The sequence below is a fragment of the Mesotoga sp. Brook.08.105.5.1 genome (assembly GCF_002752635.1).
Taxonomy (GTDB): domain Bacteria; phylum Thermotogota; class Thermotogae; order Petrotogales; family Kosmotogaceae; genus Mesotoga.
Genome location: NZ_AYTW01000011.1, coordinates 49,318 through 75,596, shown reverse-complemented (window position 1 = coordinate 75,596; position 26,279 = coordinate 49,318). Strand labels below are relative to the sequence as shown.

The 26,279-nt window shown below is 48.0% G+C and carries 20 protein-coding genes; 9 read left to right on the top strand and 11 right to left on the bottom strand.

The features are described 5' to 3' along the window. The first annotated feature begins 52 nt into the window (after positions 1-52). The 4 genes from V512_RS05280 to uvrB all read left to right on the top strand — a co-directional run bounded on the left by V512_RS05280 (position 53) and on the right by uvrB (position 6,851). Positions 53-2,656, top strand: coding sequence for a valine--tRNA ligase (locus V512_RS05280; protein ID WP_099829417.1), 2,604 nt, complete (start codon positions 53-55; stop codon positions 2,654-2,656). Continuing rightward, positions 2,653-3,972 (top strand): folylpolyglutamate synthase/dihydrofolate synthase family protein, encoded by a 1,320-nt coding sequence (locus tag V512_RS05275; RefSeq protein ID WP_099829416.1) that lies wholly within the window; start codon positions 2,653-2,655, stop codon positions 3,970-3,972. Before V512_RS05280 ends, V512_RS05275 begins: the two co-directional genes overlap by 4 nt. Beyond that, positions 3,956-4,549 (top strand): Holliday junction branch migration protein RuvA, encoded by a 594-nt coding sequence (gene ruvA / locus V512_RS05270; protein WP_099829415.1) that lies wholly within the window; start codon positions 3,956-3,958, stop codon positions 4,547-4,549. Before V512_RS05275 ends, ruvA begins: the two co-directional genes overlap by 17 nt. A 295-nt stretch (positions 4,550-4,844) precedes the next feature. Next, positions 4,845-6,851, top strand: coding sequence for an excinuclease ABC subunit UvrB (uvrB, locus tag V512_RS05265; RefSeq protein ID WP_099829414.1), 2,007 nt, complete (start codon positions 4,845-4,847; stop codon positions 6,849-6,851). Positions 6,852-8,713: 1,862 nt separating this feature from the next. On the opposite strand, the gene pth is transcribed toward uvrB, so the two are convergent. The 6 genes from pth to V512_RS05235 all read right to left on the bottom strand — a co-directional run bounded on the left by pth (position 8,714) and on the right by V512_RS05235 (position 14,760). Beyond that, positions 8,714-9,283: an aminoacyl-tRNA hydrolase gene (pth, locus tag V512_RS05260; protein ID WP_099829413.1), complete on the bottom strand. Its 570-nt coding sequence runs from the start codon at positions 9,281-9,283 to the stop codon at positions 8,714-8,716. A gap of 3 nt (positions 9,284-9,286) precedes the next feature. After that, a complete protein-coding gene (locus V512_RS05255) occupies positions 9,287-9,931 on the bottom strand; it encodes a 50S ribosomal protein L25 (RefSeq protein ID WP_099829412.1) in 645 nt (214 codons plus the stop codon). Positions 9,932-9,944: 13 nt separating this feature from the next. Further along, positions 9,945-10,892, bottom strand: a complete 948-nt coding sequence (locus tag V512_RS05250; protein ID WP_099829411.1) for a ribose-phosphate pyrophosphokinase — start codon at positions 10,890-10,892, stop codon at positions 9,945-9,947. After that, complete coding sequence (gene glmU, locus V512_RS05245; protein ID WP_099829410.1) at positions 10,892-12,241, bottom strand: bifunctional UDP-N-acetylglucosamine diphosphorylase/glucosamine-1-phosphate N-acetyltransferase GlmU; 1,350 nt, start codon at positions 12,239-12,241, stop codon at positions 10,892-10,894. The genes V512_RS05250 and glmU overlap by 1 nt, the downstream gene beginning before the upstream one ends. 116 nt (positions 12,242-12,357) lie before the next feature. Continuing rightward, a complete protein-coding gene (locus V512_RS05240) occupies positions 12,358-13,485 on the bottom strand; it encodes an aldo/keto reductase (protein WP_099829409.1) in 1,128 nt (375 codons plus the stop codon). Positions 13,486-13,572: 87 nt separating this feature from the next. Beyond that, on the bottom strand, positions 13,573-14,760 hold the full coding sequence (locus tag V512_RS05235) for a DUF438 domain-containing protein (protein ID WP_099829408.1): 1,188 nt from the start codon (positions 14,758-14,760) through the stop codon (positions 13,573-13,575). Positions 14,761-14,962: 202 nt separating this feature from the next. Between V512_RS05235 and V512_RS14560 the strand changes: the two genes are divergently transcribed. Then, on the top strand, positions 14,963-15,130 hold the full coding sequence (locus V512_RS14560; RefSeq protein ID WP_165775345.1) for a hypothetical protein: 168 nt from the start codon (positions 14,963-14,965) through the stop codon (positions 15,128-15,130). A gap of 921 nt (positions 15,131-16,051) precedes the next feature. Here V512_RS14560 and V512_RS05225 read toward each other — a convergent pair. Beyond that, on the bottom strand, positions 16,052-16,723 hold the full coding sequence (locus tag V512_RS05225) for a DUF6062 family protein (protein ID WP_099829406.1): 672 nt from the start codon (positions 16,721-16,723) through the stop codon (positions 16,052-16,054). 21 nt (positions 16,724-16,744) lie between these two features. Next, positions 16,745-18,313, bottom strand: a complete 1,569-nt coding sequence (locus V512_RS05220) for a hypothetical protein (RefSeq protein ID WP_099829405.1) — start codon at positions 18,311-18,313, stop codon at positions 16,745-16,747. Between the two features lie 148 nt (positions 18,314-18,461). Here V512_RS05220 and V512_RS05215 point away from each other — a divergent pair, with 148 nt between their 5' ends. The 4 genes from V512_RS05215 (at position 18,462) to V512_RS05200 (ending at position 23,735) form a co-directional block, all read left to right on the top strand. Continuing rightward, on the top strand, positions 18,462-18,665 hold the full coding sequence (locus V512_RS05215) for a hypothetical protein (RefSeq protein ID WP_099829404.1): 204 nt from the start codon (positions 18,462-18,464) through the stop codon (positions 18,663-18,665). Positions 18,666-20,797: 2,132 nt separating this feature from the next. Further along, positions 20,798-21,961 carry an extracellular solute-binding protein gene (locus V512_RS05210; protein ID WP_099829403.1) on the top strand — a complete coding sequence of 388 codons (1,164 nt, stop codon included), beginning with the start codon at positions 20,798-20,800 and terminating at the stop codon, positions 21,959-21,961. A 59-nt stretch (positions 21,962-22,020) separates the two neighbouring features. Continuing rightward, on the top strand, positions 22,021-22,905 hold the full coding sequence (locus tag V512_RS05205) for a sugar ABC transporter permease (RefSeq protein WP_099829402.1): 885 nt from the start codon (positions 22,021-22,023) through the stop codon (positions 22,903-22,905). After that, on the top strand, positions 22,902-23,735 hold the full coding sequence (locus V512_RS05200; RefSeq protein ID WP_099829401.1) for a carbohydrate ABC transporter permease: 834 nt from the start codon (positions 22,902-22,904) through the stop codon (positions 23,733-23,735). The genes V512_RS05205 and V512_RS05200 overlap by 4 nt, the downstream gene beginning before the upstream one ends. 67 nt (positions 23,736-23,802) lie before the next feature. Here V512_RS05200 and V512_RS05195 read toward each other — a convergent pair whose 3' ends face one another. The 3 genes from V512_RS05195 to V512_RS05185 all read right to left on the bottom strand — a co-directional run bounded on the left by V512_RS05195 (position 23,803) and on the right by V512_RS05185 (position 26,270). Then, positions 23,803-25,044: a glycerate kinase gene (locus tag V512_RS05195; protein ID WP_099829400.1), complete on the bottom strand. Its 1,242-nt coding sequence runs from the start codon at positions 25,042-25,044 to the stop codon at positions 23,803-23,805. Between the two features lie 291 nt (positions 25,045-25,335). Continuing rightward, positions 25,336-25,704 (bottom strand): hypothetical protein, encoded by a 369-nt coding sequence (locus tag V512_RS05190; protein WP_099829399.1) that lies wholly within the window; start codon positions 25,702-25,704, stop codon positions 25,336-25,338. Between the two features lie 128 nt (positions 25,705-25,832). After that, complete coding sequence (locus V512_RS05185; protein WP_099829398.1) at positions 25,833-26,270, bottom strand: hypothetical protein; 438 nt, start codon at positions 26,268-26,270, stop codon at positions 25,833-25,835. Positions 26,271-26,279: the final 9 nt, after the last annotated feature.

Sequence of the window (26,279 nt, the reverse complement as noted above, 5' to 3'; positions counted from 1 at the left end):
TCGTGCTATAATTCGATTTAAATGCCGACGGCACCACGAGGAGGTAGTCAAAATGGAGGAACTGAGCACCAGGTACAGTCCTTCCGAGCTTGAGAAGAAGTGGTATTCTCGCTGGAAAGAAGGCGGTTACTTCGAACCGAGAGGCACGGGTGAACCATTCACAATAATGATCCCGCCTCCTAATATTACTGCGCCTCTCCATATGGGCCACGCACTAAATCTAGTAATTCAAGATTTCATAATTCGCTTCAAGCGCATGAAAGGATTCAGAGCGTTATGGGTCCCTGGCGAGGACCACGCCGGCATAGCGACCCAAAACGCAGTTGAGAAGGATCTCGCCAAGAAGGGCACGAACCGCAAAGAGATGGGGCGAGAGAAGTTCCTTGAAACAACATGGGACTGGGCAAAGGAATACAGGCAGCGGATTCGCGAGCAGATTGAAGCTATGGGTTGTTCGGTGGACTGGTCAAGAGAGAGATTCACTATGGACGACGGGCTAAGCGAAGCGGTGAGAAAGGCCTTCGTCGATCTCTACAAGGAAGGGCTTATCTATAGAGGCAAGTACATTGTTAACTGGTGCCCGAGGTGTTCCACGGTTCTTTCAGATGAGGAAGTAGAGCATGAAGACGAAAAGGGAGCCTTTTACCATATAAAATACCCGATCAAGGGTGGAGAAGAGTTCGTAGTAATTGCAACAACCAGACCTGAGACGATGCTCGCCGATACCGCGGTTGCCGTCTATCCCTCCGATGAAAGGTATTCCGATCTAACGGGTAAGACTGTAATACTGCCGCTTATGGAAAGGGAGATACCGATCATTCAGGATAGGTATGTCGATCCGTCCTTTGGCACAGGTGCTCTGAAGGTCACGCCCGCCCATGATCCCAACGATTTTCAGATAGGGTTGAGACATGGTCTGGAGGTAATCGAAGTCATAGACAAAGATGCGAAGATTAACGAGAACGGGGGGAAGTATCGCGGTCTAGATAGATACGAAGCGAGGAAGCAAGTAGTCAAGGACCTCGAGGAACAGGGGTTTCTAATCAAGGTAGAGCCTATGGTTCATGCGGTGGGCAGGTGTTATCGCTGCGACACGGTTGTTGAGCCGTCCCTTTCCGATCAATGGTACGTCAAGGTTGGTCCGCTCGCGGAAAGAGCGATCGCTACCGTAGAGAATGGTGAAGTCGTCTTCTTCCCTGAGACTTGGAAGAAAGTATATCTTAACTGGATGCGGGAGATTCGCGATTGGTGCATTTCTCGCCAGCTATGGTGGGGTCACAGGGTACCTGTATGGTACTGCGATGACTGTAACGAAGTCATTGTCGAAGAAAACGATCCTTCGGTTTGTCCGAAGTGCGGCTCCAGGAAACTGAGACAGGACGAAGACGTTCTTGACACATGGTTCTCCTCGCAGTTATGGCCCTTCACTACCCTTGGATGGCCGGAAACGACACCCGATCTAGAGACTTTCTATCCTACAAGTGTACTGGTCACGGCCTTCGATATCATCTTTTTCTGGGTAGCCCGAATGATAATGGCCGGATACCATTTCATTGGGGACAGACCGTTCGATCACGTTTACATAACCAGGCTGATAAGAGACAAGAACGGCAGGAAGATGTCGAAGTCTCTCGGAAACGGCATAGACCCTCTGGATGTCATCAAGGAACACGGAACAGACGCTATGCGCTTCACATTGGCCATTCTAGCTGCGCAAAATCACGACATAAAACTTGACGTCAAGTTCTTTGACACTTACAAGAAATTCGCAAACAAGATCTGGAATGCAGCCAGATTTGCACTGCTGAACATGGAAGGCTTCGAAGAGATCGATCTGCGCAAAGAAAAGCTGGCAATTGAGGATAGGTGGATCCTTTCCCGATTGGCAAGATCCGTCAAGACTGTGGAAGAGTCCATTGACTCTTATGACTTCCCCAGCGCGGCAAAGACGATCTACTCCTTCTTCTGGAACGAGTTTTGTGACTGGTATATAGAGAGTATAAAGCCAAGACTGAACGGCGGCGGAAGAGACAGAACGATAGCGCAGAATGTACTTGTAAGAATCCTTGACTCATCGTTGAGAATGCTTCATCCCTTTATGCCGTATATCACGGAAGAACTCTGGCAGAGACTGCCCGATTCGAAAGGTCTTTTGATCGCCTCCGAATGGCCGGAATTTGATGAATCCGATTTCGATGTTTCTTCCGAAAATGAATTCTCAAAGATCATGGAAATGGTAAGGGGAATCAGAAACGTGAAGGCAGAAATGAATATACCTCCCTCTTCACGTACAGACGTCTATTATCTCGGAGAGAGAATTGACACCGAGATTCTCAAACTCGTCTCAAATCTTTCGAATTCGGGTGAACTGATTGCCAGGAGCGAAAAGGCATCGGGAAGCGTATCTGCCTGGGGAGATTCAGGAAACACTCTGTATGTAGTGCTGGGCGAGATCGACACGATTGCTGAAATTGAAAGATTGGAAGGGAAGCTGGAGAAGGAAAGAAGCGACCTTGCCAGAACTAAGTCGAAACTCGAGAATAAGAGCTTCGTCGACAACGCCCCTGAAGAGGTAGTAAACGAGAATAAGGAAAGGCTGATCATTAGTCAGGACAACATCCGCAGGATCGAGAAGATTATTGAAGACCTGAAATGAAGACTTACTCCGAGGCCATCCACTATCTTTACAACTCAAGACCATATGGAAAGATAAAGTACGGTCTCTTCCGGATTAGAGAGCTTCTGGAGCGTCTTGGCAACCCACAGGAATCCTACCCTATTGTCCATATAACGGGTACAAACGGGAAAGGCAGCGTAGCTTCTATAGTAAGAACCCTGTTCACTTCTCACGGTTTGAAGGCCGGGCTGAATATCTCGCCTCACATAACGACGTTCAGGGAACGAATCCAGGTTGATGGAGAGTACATTTCGGAGGACGCTGTCTGCAGAATCCTGGAGTCGATGGAGACTGCGCTGAAGAAGATGGATGAGAAGGGCGAAGAGTATGCTCCAAGCTTCTTTGAGGTGGTCACCGCGATGAGCTTCCTGTATTTCAAGGAACTGGCTTGCGATATTGTCGTTCTTGAAGTTGGTCTTGGAGGCAGGTTCGATGCGAGCAACGTAATCAGCTCTTCTCTAGTCTCGGTGATAACAAGTATTGGACTTGATCATACAGGTATTCTCGGCGATTCCGAAGAGAAGATAGCCGTAGAGAAGTGCGGAATAATCAAGGTGAACAGCCCGGTGGTTTCGGGAATCACAAGACCTGCCATCAGAAGGGTTGTCTCTGAAACTGCTAAGAGCATGGGTTCTCCGACTTTCTTCATAGGGAAGGACTTCAACGCATACGGCAGAGAATACAAGCTAGACAGCAATGTTTTCGACTATGAAGGAACGAATGTGTATTACGATCTCATCACCAACCTCAACGGCGAGCATCAAGTAGCAAATGCAGCAGTGGCGCTAAAAACAGTTGAAACAGCCTTCGATAGGGTTGGCAAATCAGTAGATGAAAACCGCTTGAGAAAGGCTTTGAAGAACGTTATTTGGCCCGGAAGATTTGAGGTCTTTTCCGTGCTCTCAAAGACAGTGATTCTTGACGGCGCGCACAATCCCGATGCCTCGAGGATTCTGAGAAAGACAGTCGAACGGTATTTTGCCGGCGAGAAGCTCACTCTGCTTTTCGGCAGCCTCGACGACAAGGACTACGAAAGCAACATAAGAACGCTTTCATCGATAACAGACAGGGTAGTGGTCTGCAGAGTTCCGAATCACAGGAGTCTCCATCCGGAAGAAGTCGCCAATACCTGGAGGAGGTACTGTGATCAAGTTAGTTTTGTCGATTCTCATGAAGCCGCTTTGGAGACAGTGCTGCAGACTTCCGAGAAGATTCTTGTCTGCGGGTCGCTGTATCTGGTCAGCGAGACGAGAAACATATTGACTGGAGTGAAGGAATATGCTGGAAGGCATTGAAGGGCTAGTAAGAGAGATTAGAGAGTCTGAAGTTGTCGTAAAGGTTGGAGGGCTTTTCTTCAGGCTGAATTGCACGCCTAACACAATCGCCAAACTCTCCGGCGACAGAGAATTCTTCTTCCTAACGTATGTCTCTTACTCGCAGGACAGACCCCCGGAACTCTATGGATTCTTGGACAGGGAAGAGGAGGAATTGTTCAACATCTTGCTCAAAGCGAGCAAGATCGGTCCGAAATCGGCTATGAAAATTCTCTCGTCTGCCTCTCCTTCAAGAATAAAGCAGATAATCTCTTCAAAGAACGTTGCCGAGCTTTCTTCGCTGCCGGGAATCGGGAAGAAGACTGCAGAGCGAATGATCGTGGAGCTTTCATCTTTGATAGACTCGTCTTTCGTTGAAAGCGAAGAAACGATGCCCGATGTACGGCGATCTGTAGGCGAAGAGGCCATAGTTGCGCTCGCCTCTCTCGGTTTCGATGAGTCTCAGGCCAGAAGAACGGTCGTCAAGATTCTCAGAAACAGCCCCGACGTCGACATGCATGAGTTGATCAAAGGCGCTCTAAAGGAGATGCGTAAGTAGAACAAACGGCATAAGATTCGAACACTCTTCCGTGAAAGAGGGTAGAGAGTTAGTGCTCACCTTCCGGCGGTTCTGCAAGATCGAGAGAAACCCGAACGAAACCTATCATTCAAATGAACCGCGGCCTTCATTTTGACGAATAACCTTCTCCTGCTAACCTCTCTACTCTCCCGAAAGAGTTTCCAGTAAGTGAGACTGTTTCTATCGATGCACGCGAAGAAGAGCGGGCCATTGAAAACTGTTCTTCGCATGGTGTAGAATTGTTTACCAGTTAGCATCGAAAGGAGTTGATCTGGTGCTCTTCGAACTTGATTCTTCTTACAATCCTCAGGGAGACCAACCGCAGGCTATAGAGAAGTTGATCGAAGGACTTGAGAGTGGAGATAGATTCCAGACCCTTCTAGGGGTAACGGGTTCGGGAAAGACTTTCACCATGGCGAACGTAATAACCGCACTTCAGAGACCGGCCATAGTGATTTCGCCTAACAAGACCCTTGTGGCACAGCTATACAGAGAGTTCAAGACCTTCTTTCCGAAGAATAAAGTAGAGCTCTTCATAAGTTACTACGATTATTACATGCCTGAATCGTACATTCCATCGAAGGATCTGTATATCGAAAAGGAAGCTCAGATAAACGAAACACTGGAGAGGATGAGGATTTCCGCTCTGAAATCCGTCCTGACGAGGAACGATACAGTCGTACTCGCAAGTGTTTCTGCGATCTATGCAAGCGGAGATCCGAGAGATTTCGCCAGTATGAACATTCATCTGGAGCGCGGAGAGACGGTCAACAGAAGGGAGCTTGCCCTGAAGCTCGCAGGCATTCAGTATAACCGTTCGGAGGATATCTCTGCAGGGGGCGTATTTCACGTGAAGGGAGAGATATTTGAAGTCTTTCCTCCTTATGAGGATCACGGAATTCGGTTGTACTTCTTCGATGATGAAATTGAGAGAATCGTGTCATTCGATCCTATAAACAGAAAGACAATCGAAGAGCTGGATATGGTCACCATCTACCCTGCCAAGGAATTCGTCACGACTCAGGAGAAGATTCTCGGCGCGATGCGAAACATAGAAGAAGAGCTTGAGGAGAGAGTGAAACATCTCGAAAGAGAGGGAAAGTATCTAGAGTCGCAAAGGCTTCGACAGCGAACCACTTACGACATGGAGATGCTTTCAAGTGTTGGATACTGCTCTGGAATAGAAAACTACTCCCGCTTCTTCGACGGCCGTCATCCGGGAGAGAAACCGTACACTCTGCTCGACTACTTTGATAAGGAGAAGTTCATAACATTCATAGACGAGTCGCATATCGGGGTCCCCCAGCTTGGAGCAATGTACAGGGGAGACTATTCAAGAAAGAAGAACCTTGTCGACTACGGCTTCAGATTACCTGCGGCCTTCGACAACAGACCTCTAAGGTTCGAGGAGTTCCTCAAGACTGTAGGACAGATAATCTTTGTCTCTGCGACGCCGGGTAATTTCGAGGCCGAACACTCTACCAGAGTCGTCGATCAGGTTATCAGGCCGACGGGACTAATAGATCCCGAAGTCATTGTGCATCCAACCGAGAGTCAGGTAGATGACTTTATCGAGAGGATGAGAACCGTCAAGAAGAGAAGTGAACGAGCTCTGGTCACGGTTCTGACTAAGAAGGCTGCCGAAATGCTTTCAGACTATCTCAATGAAGTCGGTATAAGAGCGGAGTATCTTCACTCCGAGCTTGACGCGATTGAGCGGGTCGAGGTCTTAAGAAAGCTTCGAGATGGCACAGTAGAGGTCGTGGTAGGTGTCAACCTGTTGAGGGAAGGACTCGATCTTCCCGAAGTCTCCCTGGTCGCGATAATGGATGCAGATAAGGAAGGCTTCCTCCGTTCCGAGACAACTCTGATTCAGACCATCGGAAGAGCGGCGAGGAATGTGAACGGTCAGGTAATTCTTTATGCCGATACGATCACCGGTTCAATGAAGAGGGCGATAGATGAAACAAACAGAAGAAGACTCAAGCAGCTTGTGTACAACAAAGAGAATAACATCACTCCCGAAAGCATAGTGAAACCCCTCTATAAAAACATCTTTGAAGAGTTCGCCGGTGAGGATCTGAATAAAGAGAGAGAAGAAAAGGCAAGGGCAACTTATCTGGAGGGTGTTCTGGCTCTAAAGGAGTCTCTTGATTACGATGATTACGTCGCTCTTCTGAACGAGGAGATGATTAGGGCCGCTGGAGAGCTCAGGTTTGAAGACGCAGCCATATTGAGAGATGAGATGCACAGCCTGAAGAAAAACAAGCAGAGGATCTGACCATGTTCTAACTCATCATGCCCTTAAGTTAGCGAGTTGATGAGAAGTGATATGATATTCCTTCTCCCAAGAAAGATACGCTGTGTTTGGCTCTTGATGAATCTGATCTTAAATCCTCCCCTGCTACATTTATCTTTACCGATAAATCAGGGTGATAATAAGAGATCATATGACGCTTCTTCTCCCTTGAGCAAATACGCTGTAGCTAAATCCTGATTATCTAGGTATAATTTCCTCCTTGAAGGAGGAGGGCCACGAAGTGGCGGAGGGTGTGCACTAATTCGCAAGATCGAGATCGCAAAAAAAAGACGTAAGAGGCAAGAGGTAAGAGGTAAGAAGACGACGACGCAGCTCAAGACGGTCGAGATTAGATCCCGAACAGAACCACTACGGGATGAGAAAGTGAGTGGATTCCAGGGAAGGCTATTCGTTCTTTGAAACAATTCAAGTACAAGTAGCGACTTGTAGAGCAAAAGTCATAAACTCTATAAGTCTCTTGAAAAGCTCTTCTCGGTGGACGGCGGACCGTTGACCTTAAACGTAGTGTTCATCAGCGCTCAGCGGGTTCTCGTTCTTAAGCGTGCAGCGGTTCTTACATTCGAGATCCCGATCAGTTTCATATCGGGATGACAGTCCTTCACGTCATCCTGAAGTGCTCCTGTTAAGGATCTGGGCTTGGGTCTCAGCGAAGGACGGGTCCATGATCTGGGACGAGTCACGAAGGACGGTTCTCCACAGCGATCAGCGTTTTTTTACAAGCGGTTCTTTCCAGCGCTCATCGGGTCCTTGTTCTTAAGCGTATAGCGGATCTTCAGGGCGGGATCTAGGGGATGACAGTCTTTTCTTACTTCACGTCATCCTGGCAATGTTCAGGCCAGGATCTCGATCTTTGAAACAGTTGCAAGAGACAAGTTGCGAGTTGAATAAGAAACGGTTATCCGTTATCGGTTCGCCGTTCTCCGATAGTATCGGAAGATCGGTTCCGGCGCGTTGCGCCCAAGTTCCTCGTTCCGGAGCTAGGAGCTTTGTTCTTGGTTAGTAAGAGCGGGAAGGTACGAGTTGAAGAGAGAGAAAGGGACAGAGGAGAGAGTTCTCGCCTTCTCGTGAGCGCAGCGAACCTCTCGACAATGCTCTTTCTCCATTGGTCTTATCGGTGAACGGGTTCATGATGAACGGTCAACGGCGAACCATGTTTTAGAGCGTTCATCGGGTCCTTGTTCTTAAGCGTACAGCGAACTTCTGGCGTACAGCGGTTCTCTCCAGCATACAGCGGCTCTTAGCCCACGAAGCGGAACTTACCTCTGCAAAGCAAACACTGGCTTCTGAATCCTCCCGCTGAAAGCGGCATCACTTCCTGGGATGATTTTTCCAGCATCACTTCCTCGCGCCAGCGAGCCTCACTTCCCGACGAAGTCGGCCTCCCCTCCTGCCGAAGGCAGCATTGCGTCCCCGGATGCTTCTCCGGGCATTGCGACCTGGCGAAGCCAGCCTTGCGTCCGCCGGTGTTCCTCGGCGCCTTGCGTCTAATTTCAGCAGTTACTAACTTTTCTCTCGCCTTCTCGTGAGCGCAGCGAACCTCTCGACAATGCTCTTTCTCCATTGGTCTTATCGGTGAACGGATCCTCGCTCTTGGACGGCTTACGGAGGACGTTTCCTCAAGGCGTTCAGCGGTTCATACGGAACCGGTCAGTGTCTATTCTCGCAAGAGCATACTCCTCGATGCCCAAGCGGGGACTAAAGATCAAGTACGCAGACGTGCATTAAATCGAGTCAATTTGGTAATGATGACTGATTCTGGAACTAAGGAATGAGATGATCGAACTCAAGAAAAGATGATGTGGGTTATGATGTGTCTGCTAATGTCAAGTAGCTTCCAAGCCATTGTAGTACGACATTGCTTTTCGTATGTCGCCAGCGATCAAGTCTTTCGCAGCAGAAACCGCAAGATCTACAGCCTTGCTGGCTTTGGCGTACTCTTCATCGCTGAATTTCCCGAGAACATAGTCGACCATGTCTCCATGTTCCGGAAGCGGCCCAACACCGATTCTGATTCTCGGGAATTCCTTTGTCCCAATTTCCGAAATGACAGACTTCACGCCGTTGTGGCCGCCATCTGAGCCGTTCTCTCTAATTCTTATTCTTCCAAGAGGAATCCACACATCGTCATACACAAGAGTCAACGCGTCGCCTTCGCTGAAGTTGATATCCTTCATGAGTAATCTTACAGCGACACCGCTTAGGTTCATGAAGGTGAGAGGTTTCGCTACATATACCTTCGTCTGCCCCTCAAGAAGATAAGCATCGTAGAGTCTCTTCTGAATAGTCTTTCTAAGCCCTTGTTTGATCATTTGATCAACGAATAGAAAACCCACGTTATGTCTCGTGAGCGCATAACGTGGGCCAGGATTTCCCAGTCCAACAAAGAGAAACACTCTTTATTCCTCTTTTCCCTCTTCTTTCTTTCCCTTGTTGATTACTTCGGGCTCAACGCCTTCCTCAAGCTCTTCTGCTTCCTCTTCTTCAACTTCCTTTGCAACTCTTGGAAGCGCTATCAGCATAATTGCATCTTCGTCGTCAAGCAAGGGCTTTATTCCCTCAGGGATGTCCAGATCCTTTACTCTTAGAACATGACCAACGTCTAATGAACTCACATCAACGACAATCTCTTCCACGATATCTTTCGGAAGAACGGAAACCGGAAGCTCGTTGACGATATGATCAACTATTCCTCCCTTTTCTACTCCCATCGGTGTGCCTACCAACCTGATCGGAATACGGAGCTCCATCTTATGACCGCTGGAAGGAACAAAGAAGTCGAGATGAATAACCGAGTCAGTAACCTTGTCTCTCTGCACTCCCTTCAGGAAGGCATGGTATTCCTTTCCATCCAGAGTAAGAACGATCGAAGATGTCTCCGCTACTCTTTTCATGATTCTCAAAACCTCAACCTTATCCAGGCTAATGGAAATAGTCTCCATTTCTGCCCCGTAAATCACTCCAGGAATCTTGCCCTCAATAAGCAGGTTCTTTGCTTTCACTTCACCGTTGCGGGGTTCAGCAACGAGATTAATTTCGTGCATTTGTTTCCCTCCTCTATCTGAACAAAATACTCACCGACAGATTCTTTCTGACTCGGGTCAACGCTTCTGCCAGAAGCGGTGCAATCGACAGCATCAATATGTTTTCGGGAAGATCGTCGTGGAATATCGTATCTGTGATGAAGACCTTCTCGATCTCCGAGTCTGCAATTATGTTCTTCGCATCGCCGGAGAAAACTCCGTGAGTCGCACAAGCATATATCTTGCCCGCACCGTTGGATTTTAGCATCTTGGCTGCCTCTACCAGTGAACGACCGGTGTCAATTATATCATCAAAGATTATTGCTGTCTTTCCCTCGACATCGCCGATTATGTGAACCATTTCGGCCTCATTGTCCCTCGGTCTTCTCTTGTCGAGAATCGCCATAGGAACGCCAAGTTTCGCAGCGAACTTGCTGGCACGTTTGACTCCGCCGATATCAGGCGAGATCACTGCCATTTCGTCTCTATTAAACGCACCTTCACTGAAGAACTTCAGAAATGCAGGAAATGACCAGAGATTGTCCACGGGAATATCGAAAAAACCCTGTATCTGCTCTGCATGCAAGTCTATAGTTATCAGTCTTCCCGCCCCAGACGTTGTGAGAAGATTCGCGACAAGTTTTGCTGTTATCGGGTCTCGGCCCCTCGCCTTTCTGTCCTGTCGTGCGTAACCATAGTAAGGAATCACAGCGGCAATTGAATGGGCCGAAGCACGTCTAAAAGCATCGATCATAATAAGGAGTTCCATAAGGTTCTCGTTGGCCGGACTACTGGTTGACTGGATAATGAAGATGTCATGACCTCTAACCGTCTCATCGATCTTCAGATTAATCTCCCCGTCGGAGAACCTCTTTGTTCTGCAATCTCCAAGCCTGACTCCAAGGTGTTTCGCGATTTTTTCGGCTAGCGGAAGACTCGCAGAACCGGCGAAAACCTTCATCTCGTTCGTCTGGTACGGCATCAGTTTTTCTCCTCCTGCCCTCTATTTTTTGGATATCTTCCTTCTTTCACGACTTGTCTGGCTCTGCCGAACGCAAGCGAGTCAGGTGGAACATCTTCAGTAATAGCTGAGCCGGCAGCGGTTACAGAGCGTTCGCCTATCTTCACCGGGGCGACCAGAGATGTGTTGCTGCCTATGAAGGCGCCGTTACAAATCTCCGTCTTATACTTGTTCTTTCCGTCATAGTTACAGGTGATCGTACCTGCGCCAATATTGACATTCTCTCCTACATTCGTGTCGCCTAGATAGGTCAAATGCTGGGCCTTCGACCCTTTCCCGAGAACCGTCTTCTTGAGCTCGACGTAATTACCTACATGAGCATTGTTCATCACAACGGCTCCCGGCCTCAACCTTGAAAAGGGACCGACTCTAGCTCCAGAACGGATCTCTGCGGAGTCTACTTCGGAGCGAATTATCTCTACGTCGTCTTCAACGATCGCATTCTCAATTCTTGTCATCGGACCTATCAAGCAGTTATCGCCGATACGGGTCTTTCCGGTTATGAAGACCATAGGCTCAATTACCGAGTCAATACCGATTTCAACGTCCGGACCAATATAACACGTCTCCGGATCAACCATCGTCACTCCGTTTCTCATGTGTTCTTCGTTTATTCTTTTCTTAGCTATTCTGGTTATTTCGGCCAACTGAATTCTGTCGTTTACGCCAAGAACTTCATCCGTATCTTCTACAACGATAGTATCTGCCCTTTCAGCCATCGCCACCGTATCGGTAAGATAGTACTCCTTCTGATCATTGTCATTAGACAATCTTTTAACTGCATCTCTGAGAAAGCTTCCCTTAAACGCGTAAATTGCCGTGTTCACTTCATCTATCTTTCTCGTCTCTTGATCGGCGTCCCTGTGTTCAACTATTCTGATCTTGTCTCCGGTTTTCACGACTCTTCCATAGCCGGTGGGATCTGCAGGTTTCATAGTGAGAAAGACAACATCATAATCACCATTTCTTCTAGTCAAAATTAGCTTTTCCAGAGTGGAAACTCTCACCAAAGGTTCGTCTCCAGCTAAAACGACGACCTCTTCGTCATCGAGGTATTCGGCCGCCGTCATAACCGCATGCCCGGTGCCGAGCTGAGGGATCTGCCTGACAGAGAGAACATCTTCATCGAGGACAGCTTCTACTCTATCCGCTTCAAAACCCGTTACGACAACTATCCTGTCTACGCCTGCCCTTCTCAGGGAAGCGGCAACCCAATTGATCATAGGTCTATCGATGATCCTGTGAATAACTTTTGGAAGTCTTGACTTCATTCTCTTTCCCTGACCAGCAGCAAGTATTATTCCAGTCATAAACAACTACCTCCCCGAGAGGTCTCTATTGGATGTATGAATACGGCACAATTATATAGCACCCGTAAGGAAAATAGCAGCTCTATAAGAAACAGATGGCTTTTCTAACGGAAACTCTATTCGAAGAGCGCAGCAACTTCCTTGAGACTCTCGATTATCGGAATTCCCTGAGGACAGAGCTCTTCGCAACGTCCACACTCGATGCAGTTCGAGGCTCTACTCTCTTCCTTGATTAATCTCAAATAGGCATTCTTGTGGTCCTCGATGCTGTCAAACATGTATGCATCATTGAAGAACTCCAGACAACTTGGAATCGCCACACCGTTAGGGCATGGCATGCAATAATTGCAGCCGGTACAGTTCACTCTTATACTCTTTTTGTATTCTTCGCTGACCCTTTCGACGATAGCAAGTTCTGAAGCAGACAAGGAATCGGGAAGAGCCTCTCTGGCCGTTGCGATATTCTCCTTAACCTGATCCATGTTCGACATCCCGCTGAGCACAACACCAACGGCAGGATCATTCCAGACCCATCTAAGCGCCCAGGCGGCAGGCGATCTCTCAATCCCTGTAGACCGCCAAATTGAAAGGATATCCTCCCGTACATTTGATGCGAGCTTCCCTCCACGAAGAGGTTCCATAACAACGATTCCTATCCCCTTACCGGCCGCATATTTCAGGCCTTCAAAGCCCGCCTGATGCTCTGTATCCAGGAAGTTGTACTGAATCTGACAAAACTCCCAATCGTAGGAATCGATGATCTCCTTGAAAACATCTATAGTGTCGTGAAAAGAGAACCCGATATGTTTGATTCTTCCGCTGGAAAGGGAGGAATCCATGAAATCGAAGATATCGTGTTCGGTGAGATTCTTCCAGAATCTCTTGTTTAGGGAATGTATTAGGTAGAAGTCGATCACGTCAGTTCTCAAACGCTTCAACTGTTCATTGAGATAGTAGTCCATGTCTTCCCTGCTCTTGATCAACCAACTCGGAAGTTTGGTTGCAAGATTAACCTTCTCTCTGTAGCCATTTTGAAGAGCTTGTCCGACAAAGGGTTCGCTCTGGCCATTATGATATCCCCAGGCGGTGTCGACATAATCAACACCATTGTCGACAGCGAACCTAAGCATTCTCGTAGCTTCCTCAACATCTATAGACTGCTCGTCGAGCGTTGGGAGTCTCATACAACCGAATCCCAGGGCAGATACTTTCTCTCCCGTATTTCCAATCTCTCTGCGAATCATCGCGTTACCTCCGAAAGAAAATTGAAGATTACTGTAGGTACACTCTATTCTACAATATCTGCGCCTGGTTTTCGAATTTCGCCTTTGCTAGTCCAGAGGATCGTAGATCCTCTTCTCGCCTTCAAGTGCCCTGATTTCAGATATCTCCTGAGTGACCTCGAGCGTACCCGCGTACTTCCCGTCGTTGTCTCTCAACGCAAAGTATCTTATATGAACCATTTTAGGTTCGAGGTTAAGCCAGAATTGAGCAACGTCTCTTGTTCCACTCTTGAAGTCAGAAAGAATCTTCTCAACAATATGGGCACTCTTCTGAGGATGGCAGTTCTGAACCTTTCTGCCGATTATCGCTCTCGTCCTTGTGAATATTCTTTCCTTTCCTTCGCTGAAATATCGAACTACATCGTCTTCGTCAACGTAAGTAATGTCGAATGGAAGGTTGTTAAGAAGTATCCTGAGCTGGTCGACTTTCAAGAAACCGCTTCCCAGGTTCACAAGGCCTTCGACACTCTGCTCTTCAGGTTCGACCGCCGATGGAGTAAAAGGCATTGGCTCGAAAGCGAAGTATCCAATCTCGTCGAACTGAGTTCTGACTTCCTCCCACTCTTTCTCGGAAAGCAGTTTGAGCGAAGAGGGGAAGAGTATCTTGTGTTCCTTATAGATATGGTTTGAAAAGATCTCTGCAATACCTATTGCCAATTCGTTTGTATTGCTTTGCACATCCTTCAGATTCCTGATTGCATTTCCTAATTTCCTCCTCAGTTCTCTCACTTCATCGTGTTCCTTCCACATTATCGCAGGTGGTTGAACGAGGCCGTGTCTTTCAAGATACGGGAAAAGGACATTCTCTTCTTTAGAGAAATACGATTCAACAAGTTCAAAATAATCAATCAGCGAAGATAGTCGCTTGACCTCTTCTTCTCCATACTTCCCTCTGCCGATCTTGGACGCGACATCCCGCAGCGCCTTAGACTTGTTAAGGATGTCTCTATGCTCTTCTATCAGAATGTGGAGAGGATGCCAGGGCTCAACATTGATATCGTCTTCGTCCAACGCCTCCTTAAATACGTCGAGATGAACGTTGCACATAAGCTGTATACTTTCGGGCGGCATCCCCTCTTCTACGAGCTTCTGCTCTACCTGTGCGATTTCGAAGGGGGTTAATTCCCTCACAACTTTCATGAAATCTCCCCTTATGCTCTCGATGTTATCCGGATTTTCGTGCAGTCTCTTTATCAATCCTTTCAGGAATTCTTCTTTGTTAAAGAGCTCGCTCACTTCTTCACCTCCATGTCTTATAAATACATCGTATCCTCTGAAACGGATTTCATCAGTAACATATGTTACATACCACGATTACAAAGCTCCATGAAGAACCTCTCAAAAGACACTGCTGAAATTAGACGCAAGGCGCCGAAGAGCATCGGCGGACGCAAGGCTGGCTTCGCCAGGAAGTGATGCTCGCTGGCGCGAGGAAGTGATGCCCGGAGGAGCATCCGGGGACGCAAGGCTGCCTTCGGCAGGAGGCGATTTTGAAGCCTGTCTGTTCGCACAGACCAGTTTCTGCCTTGCGAGACCAATAAGAAGCATCGATAAAGAGCTGATAGAGACGGTCGCTGCGCTCACGAGAAGGCGAGTGAAAAGTTAGTCACTGCTGAAATTAGACGCAAGGCGTCGAAAGAACATCGGCGGACGCAAGGCTGGCTTCGCCAGGAAGTGACGCTCGCTGGCGCGAGGAAGTGATGCCCGTAGGAACGTCCGGGGAAGTGATGCGCCGAAAGATCACCGGCGGAAGCGATGCTGGCGCTTGCGCCCCAGCATGAAGCGAAAGAGCAGGAGTCGATCTCAGTTTTTGCTGGTCACAAAGATCCGCTGAAGGCTGTACGCAGGGTAGAGCCGTAATCCGTTGGCTGTCCAAGAGGATCCGTTCACCGATAAGACCAATCGAGAAGGAGCTTTGTCGAGAGGTTCGCTTCGCTCACGAAAAGGCGAGTGAAAAGTCAGTCACTGCTGAAATTAGACGCAAGGCGCCGAAGAGCATCGGCGGACGCAAGGCTGGCTTCGCCAGGAAGTGATGCTCGCTGGCGCGAGGAAGTGATGCCCGTAGGAACGTCCGGGGAAGTGATGCGCCGAAAGATCACCGGCGGAAGCGATGCTGGCGCTTGCGCCCCAGGATGAAGCGAAAGAGCAGGAGTCGATCTCAGTTTTTGCTGGTCACAAAAACCGCTGAAGGCTGTACGCAGGGTAGAGCCGTAATCCGTTGACCGTCCAAGAGGAAAGATCTGTTCTTGGGAGCGAGGATCTGTTCTTCGTTCTTGGTCAAGGTCATATTGCCAGAGCATGGCATACCGTTACCAGGAAATTGTCAGGCCGACAAACTGAGTTGGTTTTGACAAACCGGATTTTGCTATTCTTTACTTGATAGGAACTTTAGCTCTTTGTTCTTGGCCAACTACCAACCACGTATCACCAATAACGGCTCTTAGCGCCAAGCTTCATCTCAAACTCAAAGGGTCTTCTCGGTCCTTCTCCTAGGCCTGTGAACCGTTGACTGCCAAAGTGGTTTGATTCATTGTTCAGTAGAGTGCTTCTCTCCTATTATTCTAGAGGCTTTTACCCATGCATTACGTTCCGGTCCAATGGGTGATTCATTTCTATAGTCGTGCTTCGAAACGAAGTCGTCTATCTCTTTCGCAACCTCGCCATACTTGTTTTTCTGAACAGTAATCAGCCATTCTCTCGTCTGTCGCGAGACCTTCTCCACAAGATGCTTAGAGTGGCCAAGACAGAAAACCGCTGACGACTCTTCGTACGACCTACGAACTTCATCTCTGTCAAGAAACTTGCAGAAAGCGGAAAGGTATATCTTTTCACTCTGGGCGGCAACAGAACATAGTACGCAGCTTCCATCCACAGGTTTTCTTCTTTTCTTCAAAATCGATCCCTTGCTGTCCTCCAGCCACAGGAGCTGCTCAACAAGAAGCTCCCGAAAGATAATCGAAACGGCAAGAGAGCCGACATCGGATTTCTCTCTTGCCAGTTCAACTATTCTTTTTAGGTGTTCTCTACATAACCCGTTCTCTCTTAATTGTTTTCGAGCGCTTTCATTATGAAGAAGATTCGAAAAGGCCCCTATCACCCACCCGTCTACCGACTTCTCCATGGAGCGACATACAGGACAGTTGTCACCTTGCTCAAGAAGAGTGACTACCTCGCTTTCAAGTACGTTGTCAGCCCTCAAGCCATCACCTGACGATTCTTCTTATCTACCGAGTCTCAATAGCCAGGCATCTGAAGGACCCTGGATCTGGCGCTTGATATCTCGATCGGAAGAGGAAGTCGTTCCAATAACAATCAGCTCGCGCTTCTCCGTTTCTCTTATCTTTGCTGCGGTGTCGTTCTTTGATCCCCCAAAAGTGGCTTCCCACTCTAGGTAGCCGTCGGTTCCGAGCTTCACGATCCAAACATCACGCATTCCTCTATTCTCATGCATTATGTCTCCGTCGGAAGAATCTGTATAGCCGCAGACAGCGTATCCGCCATCGGCAGTCTGAATAATGTCGAATCCTTCATCATCATCGCTGCCTCCGTAAGTTCTGCTCCATTCAAGCTCACCATCGAACGAGAACTTCAGTACCCATAGATCTCTGCCGCCTTTTTGGTCTCTGATGACTCCGCCGGAAGATTCGGTGAAACCGGCAACAACATAGCCGTCGCTTACCTCTTTCACTGAGTTTGCACGTTCATCGTTCTGACCCCCAAGAAGCTTCTGCCAGATGATATTCAGCTGCGGATCCAGCTTAATGATCCACAGATCTTCTCCGGTAGATCTGCTTAATGTCTTAAGATCACCGTCAGAGGATTTCGAGTATCCGCACACGATGTAACCGCCATCTTTGGTCTGCATTCCATAAAGCAGCTCGTCATCCTGAGTGCCACCAAAGGCTTTGATCAGATCGGCAATCAGCGCGCCGGAAGAGCTCATAACCGCGACCCAGCCATCCTTGCCTCCATGATATCCACTTCCTGAAAAATTGGAGTCAGAGGAAGTGGTCATACCCGTCAAAAACAGTTTCTCACCTATAGTGGTGTTCACGGAATGAATTGTATCGTCTTCACTACCGCCAATGTAAGTCTGCCACCTCAACGAACCGTCGTTTTTCATCATTACTACGTAACCGTCTATACCGCCATGATACGGATAGCCGCTTCCAGTGTATTCAATATCATCTGATTCCGTCCAGCCTACAGCCACGTAACCGCCCGTAATTCTAACTGCATCTGAAAGGAATTCCTCGTCGCTTCCTCCATAACAGAGTTGAGGCTCTATGACGTAAGAGCTAGACAGATACTCTAGAGAAGGAACCCAGAAATCGCTCTTTCCGTTGTTTCCAAGTATCAGATTACTCTGGGTTGAACTTGAAGTAACGCCAATCACAATCTCTGTCGAACTCTCTACAACGAGTCCCATTCCCTGTTCCACTCCGGTTCCGCCATAAGTAATCTCGTGAACAAGCCTCGGACTGTAGATCGCCTTGATTATCGTATTGCCTTCGATACTGATCTCGATCTGTGCTGCTTCCATCAATTCATTGTTGACAAGCCAGCCCTCAAAATCGTAGCCCGGAACTAGTGGAGCCTTAACAGAGACAACTTGTCCATTTCTGGCCGAAAAACTATGAGGAAGTTCTCTCTCTCTGTTTCCGACTTCAATCCTCTCAATCAAAGGTGTGCAGCTCACGACCACCGAGTAGCGGCGAAAGATACACCCGGAGAGAGTGAAGACTATGATTAGAGACATAACAAGCACCAAAATCCACTTCTTCTTCATTAGATCACCCCCGAAATTACTTCTTACATTAAGTATTGTATAACGGATGCACAGAATATTATAAAAGCCGTCAAGTGCAACCAATAGCCATTGCAATATTCCCCAATTGTGGTAACATATTTATCGATCAAAGGAAGGTGGTGCTTTCGTGGAAGGAGAAAGTTGTAGCAACTATTACGAGTGCCCCGTTGTTAGAGCTTATGAGGAAGGAAAGATTGACGGGGAATGGATAAGAATGTATTGCGAGAGAAACTGGAGAGAGTGTGCGCGGTTTCAGCTAGATGAGATCTTTAGTTATTCAACCGATTTTGTGCTGCCTGATGGCAGTGTTGAAGATAGATTGAGCAGGTAAGTCGGACTACCACATACAAGTTATACTTCGACATGGTGAGTTGAAGGAAACTACCTTTGGCCACACTTGACTTCTCTACATGCTACTTATCATTGTTCATGTGCAGGAGAGCAGATCGGCAATCATATGATAGCTCTTATGTTTTCGCAAATTCTGTATGTAACTCCCGATGATCTTGATCTCAGGTTTCCGCCCGAGGAAACTAATCAGTAGATTTTAATCAGCTCTTTAGCGTCACTCACATGCAGGTTCTTCTCTCTTGCACGAATGCTGTGTTTGTAAGCTGATATCCTGATCCTAAGTCCTCCCTTGCTACATTCATCATACCGATAAGTCGCGGCGTTTATGAGAAATCATGTGATGCTTCTTCTCCCTTGACAATACGTGCTGTGTTAGCCTCTTGAAAATCTATATCTTAAATCCTCCCTTGAGAAAGGAGGGCCACGTAGTGGCGGAGGGTGTGCACTAATTCGCAAGATCGAGATTGCAAAAAAGAAAAAGACGTAAGAGGCAAGAGGTAAGAGGTAAGAAGTGCAATTAGATCTTGCCTTTCTGACCTCAAGCCTCAAACCTCTTACATCGTACGACGCCGCATCGTACGCAGCTCAAGACAGTCGAGATTAGATCCAGTACAGAACCACTACGGGATGAGAAAGTGAGTGGATTCCAGCGCAGGCTCGTAAGTGTAGGCTCTCGAATGACAGCCTCTCACGTCATCCTCGTGTATTGTCATAAGAGAGAAAGTAGAGAGAGTATAGAATGAGGGTAGAGGGAGTAGCCAGTCGTCATTCTCGATCTTTGAAACAGTTACAAGTGACAAGTTGCGTGTTGTAGAGCAAAAGCCAAGAAACTCTATAAGTCTCTTGAAACGCTCTTCCCGGTGGACGGTGGACCGTTGACGGACAACGTTGTTTTGAGCAGCGCTCAGCGGGGCCTTCTTCTTAAGCGTATAGCGGATCTTCAGGGCGAGATCCCGTGCAAAGGCATCACGGGATGACTGTCTTTTCTTACTTCACGTCATCCTGACAATGTTCAGGCCAGGATCTCGATCTTTGAAACTGTTGCAAGTTCCAAGATGCAAGTCGCAGGAACGGTTATCCGTTATCGGTTCGCCGTTCTCCGATAGTATCGGAAGATCGGTTCCGGCGCGTTGCGCCCAAGTTCCTCGTTCCGGAGCTAGTAGCTTTGTTCTTGGTTAGTAAGAGCGGGAAGGTACGAGTTGAAGAGAGAGAAAGAGACAGAGGAGAGAGTTCTCGTCTTCTCGTGAGCGCAGCGAACCTCTCGACAATGCTCCTTCTCGATTGGTCTTATCGGTGAACGGATCCTCGCTCTTGGACGGTCAACGGCGAACCATGTTTTAGAGCGTTCAGCTGGGCCTTGTTCTTAAGCGTACAGCGAACTTCTGGCGTCTAGCGGTTCTCTCCAGCGTTCAGCGGCTCTTAGCCCACGAAGCGGAACTTACCTCTGCAAAGCAAAGACTGGCTTCTGAATCCTCCCGCTGAAAGCGGCATCACTTCCTGGGATGATTTTTCCAGCATCACTTCCTCGCGCCAGCGAGCCTCACTTCCTGGCGAAGCCAGCCTTGCGTCCGCCGGTGATCTTTCGGCGCATCACTTCCCCGGACGTTCCTCCGGGCATCACTTCCTCGCGCCAGCGAGCCTCACTTCCTGGCGAAGCCAGCCTTGCGTCCCCGGATGCTTCTCCGGGCATTGCGACCTGGCGAAGCCAGCCTTGCGTCCGCCGATGCTCTTCGGCGCCTTGCGTCCCGCCGAAGGCGGCATTGCGTCTTACTTCAGCAGTGACTAACTTTTCCCTCGTCTGCTCGTGAGCGCAGCGAACGTCTCAAAATGATTCTTCTCGTCTTGTCTCGATCGATCTTATTGAATACGATTCCGCTTCTTTCCTCGTAGCAAGAATATCTGGCGAACTTGGAAAGACTGTTACGTACAGTAAGACGTATAACTTACTATAATATTGATAGGTGTTGAACAATCTTCTCTTAAGGACAGTCGAAGAGTTGTATGCCCTTCTGGTTTAGATGTAAGCTCGCGCCCGGTTTTCTTTGTGGATGCGGTCTTGAGGGAATTGCTGACTAAAAAGCACATCGATCATTGAAAAAGGGGGTATTTTTGATGAAGAAGCTTTTGGTAGCAGTTCTTGTTGTACTTACCACTGCGCTATTTGCAGGTACCGTCTCGGTAATCGGACCTTGGTCCGGCTCCGAAATGGATGCTTTCATTCCGGTCCTGGAGGCATTCAAGGCAGAAACGGGAATTGATTACACTTATCAGACTTACAGGGCAGAGGATCTGGCAAATGTCTTACCTGCTCAGTTTGCCGCAAGGAAGGCTCCCGCTGATGTGATATTCATGTGGTCTAGTTTCATAACAAACAACACGAAGAACATAGCGGAGCTTACCGATGTAATTGACAGAGATGCTTATATTCCGGGCGCACTTGACAACGTAACAACCGCAGACGGAAAGGTCTATGGAATAGCTTACACGGCAAAGGTAAAACCAGGTTTCTGGTACAGAAAATCCTTCTTTGAGGCTCACGACTTGGAAGTCCCTTCTTCCTGGGAGGAGTTTGTTGCACTTCTTGAGAAAATCGACTCGTTGCCTGGAGTGAAAAATGCCATTGCAAGTGGTAATGGTGTAGGATGGCCTCTTTCTGATGTCACAGAGCACTTCTTGATAACGTTTGGTGGGCCGGAACTTCAGAAGGATCTTATCGAAGGGAATACATCATGGAGAAGCCATGCCGTTCGAAATGCCATGGGCAAGCTAGTCTATCTGATCGAGAGAGGATTCTTCAGTGTACCAACTGAGTGGACAACGATACTGGAACAGTGGTGGAAAGGAGATTACGGCCTATACTTCATGGGGCAATGGATAACCGGAATGGTAGAAGATGCCGATGATCTCGCTGTTTTCAGCCTCCCGGGGAATCGAGGAATGGTTTTCAGTATCGACTACGCTTTCGTTCCAGAATTCGCCACAAACAAGGCGGAAGCTCTCGAGCTCGTGAAATTCCTTGCCGGTGAAAAAGGGCAGAGCATTCAGGTCGCACAGGGTGGCCATATAGCAACGGTCGAAGTAGCTATGGATAACTACCCGGCCGTCGACATGGAAATCGCGAAACTCACTGAGGGAGTTCAAACTCTCAACGATCTTGATGACTCTATTGGTGGTCTATGGCAAACCGCATTCTGGGATCAACTGAAGCTCATCTGGGTCCGCCCAGAAAGACTCAATGACGCTCTAATGGATCTTGACGAGAAGATGCCTAATTAATTCGTGAACTGTAGTGGGGCCCTGAGGGTCCCACTACTTTTTTTTCGGAGGTGAGATAGTTGGCTGTAAGAAAGGCTAAGCTAAAACACTTCTTGTACTTCATTCTACCTGCCTTGTTCCTCCTGGTTGTTTTCGTTCTGTATCCAACTCTGAATACGGTTTTTCTAAGTTTCGTGGACGATGACGGAAAGATCTCACTTTCGAACTACATTGAGGTTTTCTCCAGCAGGGACATTCTGGATACGCGAGGATTCAGTAGAGGCTTTCCCTATGGTTCGTTGATCCACAATATCCTCTGGATAGCCATTCATTTACCGCTGACGACCATCGTCGGTCTTTTTCTTGCCGTTCTTCTGAGAGGTGTGAAGGGTGGAGGGATTGTCAAGTCCGTGATCTTCCTCGGAATGGTAATGCCTATGATCGTTGGGGGAATAATGATAAGATTCATGTTCGAAGAGAACGTGGGCGTTGTGAACCTTGTTCTTCAGATACTTGGATTAGAAACGAAAACCTGGACAGCATATCCAGAGACGGCCTTGTTTGCACTGATCTTCGGTTCGGTGTGGCTATGGACAGGTTTCTCCATGATTCTCTATTCTGCAGGACTCGAGACAATCCCAAGCACATACTATGAGGCAGCACAGATAGATGGAGCTTCGAAGGCGAAGATGCTTTTCAAGATCACTATCCCCCTGCTGAAACCTATAACTGTTGTAGTACTTACAATGACGCTTCTATGGGAGCTGAAGGTCTTCGATATTGTCTACATTGCAACGATGGGTGGGCCAGGCGGCTCATCTAACGTCTTGGCGCTCCAGATGTATCTCTACGGCTTCAGAGAGTGGGATTTTGGAAAGTCAGCTGTTGTTGCAGTGCTAATCGCAGGTTCGACTCTTCTAGCGGCGATACCAATGATGAAGTCGGCGGGGGATGAGGCAGAATGAAGAGAACGAGACGAGAGACTCTTGTGAAGACTGTTGTAGCCTGGATAGTTGCTCTAATCTGGATACTGCCTCTTATGGGTGTTGTTATGACGGCCTTGAGGCCTTTCAGCGAGGTAATCGATGGATGGTGGAAGCTCGAGCCCTTCAATGCGACTCTCTCGAACTTCTCCGGAGCGTTGAATCACCGGACAGCGGCTCTATACAAGGGAATGATAAATTCGCTAATGATAGCGATTCCAGCTACTATTGCTCCTCTGCTTCTTGCGACACTGGCCGGCTACGGAATCTCGAGGTACGGATTCCCATTGAGAAAGACCTTCATATTGACAGTGGTGCTAACGCTTGCTCTTCCTCAGCAGATGATAGCCATACCCATTTTCAGAATCATGAGCAACCTTGGGTTGGTGGACACCTTCTTTGGACTCATATTGCTTCATACTGCGTGGGGAATTCCGTGGATAACTTTTTTCATGCGCAACTACTTCAAGACTCTTCCTGCAGACATGGAAGAGGCCGCAAGAATCGATGGAGCCGGCGACTTCGGCATATTTTTCCGCGTGGTTCTCCCTAACGCATTCCCCGCTATTGCTTCTGCATCTGCTCTGCAGTTCACCTGGGTGTGGAGTGATTTCTTTCTTGCGCTCATCCTTATCTACTCACCGGAAAAGCTGCTCGCGACTCAACGAATCCCGCTGATGCGAGGTGTTTACCATGTTGACTGGGGACTGCTTTCGGCCGCGTCTTTGCTCGTCATGACAGTTCCCGTTCTCATTTACGTCCTCTTGCAGAGATATTATGTAAGGGGAATGGTAGGATGGACAATCAAATAGAATACTATGAAATGAGGGAATTGGATGAACGGTCAATTCCCTCTTTGTATTATTACATCTATCGACACTATTCGCACAGCAGCACTATTAGGTCGTTGACATTCGTGCCCGTCGGGCCCGTCTTGAATAGATCCCCTGATTTGTCCAGAGCGTGGTAGGAGTCGTTATCGAGAAGGAACAGTTGCGGATCTATTCCGGCATCGATCATTCTGCTCATAGAGTTTCCATCGACAATTGCTCCAGCCGCATCGGTAGGACCATCAATGCCGTCTGTACCTACACATGCGAGTGTTACGTTCTGCATTCCATCTGCTGCGATTGCAAAGGCGAGAGTCATCTCCTGACAACGGCCTCCGAGACCTTCTCCCCGAACATGCACTACCGTTTCGCCACCTAGTATCAACGCCGCAGGTCTCTTTGTAGGTCTGTTGAAGCGCTCTTCTCTTGCGATTGCGGCCAAGAAGACTCCGGCATCTCTCGCTTCGCAATCTAGTGAGGTGGTGACTATTGAAGAGTTGTAGCCCAGCTCTCTAGCAAATGTCGCTGCCGATTCGCAGGCTCTTGTGATGCTTCCGATTATCTCGGTCTGAACGTTGTGAAGTCTATCAGGGGTCTCCTTCTTCAGTGCTTCAACAACTTCGGGCCTGAGATTGAGCGCATACTTCTCGATCACGGCAAGTGCTTCTTCGCTTGTACTGCTGTCAGGATAGGTCGGCCCGGACGCTATCGAATCCAAGCGATCGCCAAGAACGTCTGAAAGAACAAGTGTATATATCTGTGACGGAGCGACGAGCCTTGCAAAACGGCCGCCCTTCACTGAAGAAAGTCGTTTTCTTACTGTGTTGATCTCGACGATACTGGCACCGGAGCGGAAAAGCTTGTTGTTAACCTCCACAAGATCTTCGAAAGCAACGCCATCGGCAGGCTTTTCGAACAGTGCCGATCCTCCCCCCGATATAAGAAAGAGGATTTTATCGGGCTTGCCGGATTCAATTAACTTCAGCGCATGATCGGTAGCTTCGACTGTCTTCCTATCTAGAATCGGGTGCCCCGCTTCAAATATCTCTATGCCTTCGATTTCTCCTTGACTGTAGCCATATCTAGTAATGACTACACCGCGTTCGATTTCATCGCCGAGCTTCTCCTTTGCTGCCTTGGCCATTCTCCATGCTGCCTTTCCAATCGCAAGAAGAAATACCGGACCGGTTAGCCCCGCCTTTTCGATCGCCTTTTTTACCGAGCTCTCAGGTTGAACGGCTTCGATCGATTTCTCGATTATGTACTTCACATCTTCTCTAAGTTCTCTCAAAACAATCCTCCTCAATAGCACCGAAAAAGAATCTGTCCATAGTGGAAATGCTAGTCTGATTCAATTCTATACTAGTTAAGAAAATTCATCGTTATGAACAGGTATTCTTGCGCTCCTCTGACTTGTATTAAGCAGTTGCAGTAAATAGATTAGAACCTAAACTGGTTGCTTGATGGAGACTTTTTCCAGGAAACCAGCCGGCCTACAATGAGAATAGTCTGCAGCACATATAAGCACAAATCAAAGAAAAAGACGGTGCATACACACCGTCTTTTCTCATCTCTGAAAGGCTCAGAGAAGTATGGTCAAGTATAGATATGGCCCGGGGAGGAAGTTGTATAGCAAACTAAGTCCTGCACTGAGAATTATATTATCAACCGGCCTCAGAATGAATTCCCATCCTCTGCCGAACACAGGGATGAAGAATAGGAACTTCCCATCGAAAGTATAAGCGTTTAGCTCATTTGGTGTCATCGGCTTTTCGTAGTAAGTGCTTGACTGGAATAGATAGAAATCCATTCCCTCGTAGCCGGTGATGTTTCCTGCTAGATCATACACTACATCTCCATACAGGCCCTGGCCGAGAATGAAGTTCTTCGGAGCGGCCACAAAAACAGATGCAACCAGAAGAACTGCCACAAGAATAAGGACTTTTTTCATCAAATTACCCCCTTTTAAGTGATATCGAACCTATCCTACTTACTGATTTTACACTTAATGGCCTCATTAAGTCAACGTATGTTCATTCTCCAGAAGCAATTTTTAGCATACAGCAAGGATGATAACAGTTAGGGTTCAAACCACTCCAGTCCATCGAATGAGTACCGGGCGAGGTCGATATTGTCATCCCTGATCCTGTAATACCATGACGTGAAAATACTTTCAGTTGAACCGGAACTGGAAAACTCAATCTGTGCCTCGTAAGAGTACTCTCCCCAATCAACTTCCGCGTATTCAACGGCTACTAACTCCAAGTGGTCAACTTTCACCTCTCCTGAAAGCACGTGTTGGTTGACGAACAAAATAGCGGTCTCTTCTATAGCGGGATAAACCATCTCGGGGTCGAATTCTTCGACCAGGCCTCTTGAAGAGAGCAGCATAATAACCACTGCCAGGACTATCACAGCGACTATCGTGTATTTCTGCAACACGGCTTTGATCTCGCTGTCTTGTTGATTCTCTACTTGAAGCTCTTCAGATTCTTCGTTCTTCTCATGTTCGCTCAAAAAAATAGA

Bases quoted from the DNA above. Each gene is read 5' to 3' on its own strand.
- glmU (WP_099829410.1), bottom strand. From the start codon at position 12,241: ATGACTGGAATAATACTTGCTGCTGGTCAGGGAAAGAGAATGAAGTCA.
- V512_RS05280 (WP_099829417.1), top strand. From the start codon at position 53: ATGGAGGAACTGAGCACCAGGTACAGTCCTTCCGAGCTTGAGAAGAAG.
- V512_RS05240 (WP_099829409.1), bottom strand. From the start codon at position 13,485: ATGATTCGCAGAGAGATTGGAAATACGGGAGAGAAAGTATCTGCCCTG.
- V512_RS05190 (WP_099829399.1), bottom strand. From the start codon at position 25,704: ATGAAAAAAGTCCTTATTCTTGTGGCAGTTCTTCTGGTTGCATCTGTT.
- V512_RS05255 (WP_099829412.1), bottom strand. From the start codon at position 9,931: ATGCACGAAATTAATCTCGTTGCTGAACCCCGCAACGGTGAAGTGAAA.
- V512_RS05200 (WP_099829401.1), top strand. From the start codon at position 22,902: ATGAAGAGAACGAGACGAGAGACTCTTGTGAAGACTGTTGTAGCCTGG.
- V512_RS05220 (WP_099829405.1), bottom strand. From the start codon at position 18,313: ATGAAGAAGAAGTGGATTTTGGTGCTTGTTATGTCTCTAATCATAGTC.
- ruvA (WP_099829415.1), top strand. From the start codon at position 3,956: ATGCTGGAAGGCATTGAAGGGCTAGTAAGAGAGATTAGAGAGTCTGAA.
- V512_RS05250 (WP_099829411.1), bottom strand. From the start codon at position 10,892: ATGCCGTACCAGACGAACGAGATGAAGGTTTTCGCCGGTTCTGCGAGT.
- V512_RS14560 (WP_165775345.1), top strand. From the start codon at position 14,963: ATGCCCGGAGGAGCATCCGGGGACGCAAGGCTGCCTTCGGCAGGAGGC.
- V512_RS05275 (WP_099829416.1), top strand. From the start codon at position 2,653: ATGAAGACTTACTCCGAGGCCATCCACTATCTTTACAACTCAAGACCA.
- V512_RS05210 (WP_099829403.1), top strand. From the start codon at position 20,798: ATGAAGAAGCTTTTGGTAGCAGTTCTTGTTGTACTTACCACTGCGCTA.